Here is a 2,462-nt window from a genome sequence, read left to right on the forward strand (position 1 = left end):
CTCCGTCCCTGTGGACCCCACCCCGTCGTCCCCCCGACTGTGACGGGCCCCGATCGCCATGGCCGGATCCGGCCGCACGTCAGAGGCTCGGGGCACACCGTAACGGGTGATGTGCCGTTTTGTGGATGCGTTGTGCAGGAACGTCGCTGCAGAACTGTGGGCGATGCCTCGCCGGGGCCGGGCGGACCGCGCTGTCGGCGGCCCGGTCACGCGCCGTAGACTCCCTGGGTGACCGCCACCGCAACATCCGTGGGCGAGCCGGAACAGCTCGACCCCCAGTCCTCGCCCGCGTCACGGCCGGCCGGACTGGCGCGCCGCCTCGTTCCCGCCGCCGCCGCGGCGCTCTCCGGAGCGCTGCTGTACGTCAGTTTCCCCCCGCGCACCCTGTGGTGGCTGGCCCTGCCCGCCTTCGCGGTCCTCGGCTGGGTGCTGCGGGGCCGCACCTGGAGGGCGGGCTTCGGGCTCGGTTATCTCTTCGGGCTCGGATTCCTGCTGCCCCTGCTCGTGTGGACGGGTGTGGAGGTCGGGCCAGGGCCGTGGCTGGCGCTCGTCGTCATCGAGGCGGTGTTCGTCGGACTCGTCGGCGCGGGCGTCGCGGTGGTGTCACGGCTGCCCGGTGCGCCGGTGTGGGCGGCGGCCCTCTGGGTCGCGGGTGAGGCGGCACGCGCACGTGTACCGTTCGGCGGCTTCCCGTGGGGCAAGGTCGCCTTCGGGCAGGCCGACGGTGTGTTCCTGCCGCTCGCCGCGCTGGGCGGCACTCCCGTGCTCGGGTTCGCGCTCGTGCTGTGCGGTTTCGGGCTGTTCGAGATCGTGCGGCTGGGCGTCGAGGCACGTCGTACCCAGGCCATACGGCGCGGGGCCGCCGCCGTGGCCCTGCTGAGCGTGGCCGTACCCGTCGTGGGCGCTCTCGGGGCCCGCTCCCTGGTCAGTGACGCGGCCGAGGACGGCACGGCGACCGTCGCGGTCATCCAGGGCAACGTCCCGCGCGCGGGGCTCGACTTCAACTCGCAGCGGCGGGCCGTCCTCGACTACCACGCGCGCGAGACCGAGCGGCTGGCCGCAGAGGTCAAGGCGGGCAAGGTGCCCCAGCCGGACTTCGTCCTGTGGCCGGAGAACTCCTCCGACATCGACCCCTTCACCAACGCCGACGCGTACGCCGTCATCGAGGGCGCCGCCAAGGCCATCGGGGTCCCCGTGTCGGTCGGCGGCGTGGTCGCGAAGGACGGCAAGCTCTACAACGAGCAGATCCTGTGGGATCCGCGGAAGGGGCCCACCGATACCTACGACAAGCGGCAGATCCAGCCCTTCGGCGAGTACCTCCCGCTGCGGTCGATGATCGGCGCCATCAACGACGAGTGGACCTCGATGGTCCGCCAGGACTTCAGCAGGGGCAGCGAGCCGGGCGTGTTCACCATGGACGGTGCCAAGGTCGGCCTCGTCACCTGCTACGAGGCGGCCTTCGACTGGGCCGTGCGCTCCGAGGTCACGGACGGCGCGCAGATGATCTCGGTGCCGAGCAACAACGCCACGTTCGACCGCAGCGAGATGACCTACCAGCAGCTCGCCATGTCCCGTATCCGCGCCGTCGAGCACAGCCGTACCGTCACGGTGCCGGTGACCAGCGGGGTCAGTGCCGTGATCATGCCGGACGGGGAGATCACGCAGAAGACCGGCATGTTCGTCGCCGACTCGCTGGTCCAGAAGGTGCCCCTGCGCTCCTCCGAGACTCCCGCGACCCGCCTCGGGGTGCTGCCCGAGATACTCCTGCTGCTCGTCGCGGCCGGTGGGCTCGGATGGGCCGTGGGGACGGCAGTGCGCGGTCGGCGCGCCGGTGACGTGTAGCCATACGCCGGTCGTGCGCGTCCGGAACCGGCCAGGTGGAGGGGTACCGGGCCGTTAAGGTCCCCTCATGGCAACTCCTGACTTCATCCGCGAACTCCGGGCCTCCGTGGGCCACCAGCTGCTCTGGCTCCCCGGCATCACCGCCGTGGTCTTCGACGACGAGGGAAGAGTGCTGTTGAACCGCCGGTCGGACACGGGCCGGTGGGCGGTGATCGGCGGTATCCCGGAGCCGGGGGAGCAGCCGGCGGTCTGCGCCGTGCGGGAGGTCTTCGAGGAGACCGGGGTGCGGTGCGTGGCCGAGCGGGTCGTCCTCGTCCAGACCGGGGATCCCGTGCGGTACGACAACGGGGACGTCTGCCAGTACATGGACACCACGTTCCGCTGCCGTGCCGTCGGAGGGGAGGCGCGCGTCAACGACGACGAGTCGCTGGAGGTCGGCTGGTTCGACGTGGACGCGCTGCCGGAGCTGCACGAGTTCGGGCTGTTCCGGATCAAGCAGGCCATGTCCGATGGCCCCGCGTGGTTCGGCACCATGACCTGAGAGCAAGGTGTGGGGGCCGTCCATGGGGGCCAGGGCACCAGGGGTGCCCAGGGTCGGGCCATGAGCGTGCCCCCCGCCC

At 71.5% G+C, this 2,462-nt stretch carries 2 protein-coding genes; both read left to right on the top strand.

The window, feature by feature from the left end; translation table 11 throughout:
* Positions 1-228 precede the first annotated feature (228 nt).
* Entirely contained in the window at positions 229-1,842 is a 1,614-nt protein-coding gene (gene lnt, locus FNH04_RS44790; protein ID WP_322725672.1) for an apolipoprotein N-acyltransferase, read from the top strand.
* Positions 1,843-1,909: 67 nt separating this feature from the next.
* Positions 1,910-2,383 (top strand): NUDIX hydrolase, encoded by a 474-nt coding sequence (locus FNH04_RS44795; protein ID WP_152791964.1) that lies wholly within the window; start codon positions 1,910-1,912, stop codon positions 2,381-2,383.
* Positions 2,384-2,462 lie beyond the last annotated feature (79 nt).

Origin of the sequence: Streptomyces phyllanthi (assembly GCF_009377205.1) — a bacterium.
Taxonomy (GTDB): domain Bacteria; phylum Actinomycetota; class Actinomycetes; order Streptomycetales; family Streptomycetaceae; genus Streptomyces; species Streptomyces phyllanthi.

What these genes read in the sequence shown, in the direction of transcription:
- FNH04_RS44795 (WP_152791964.1), top strand. Translation starts at nt 1,910, where the DNA reads ATGGCAACTCCTGACTTCATCCGCGAACTCCGGGCCTCCGTGGGCCAC.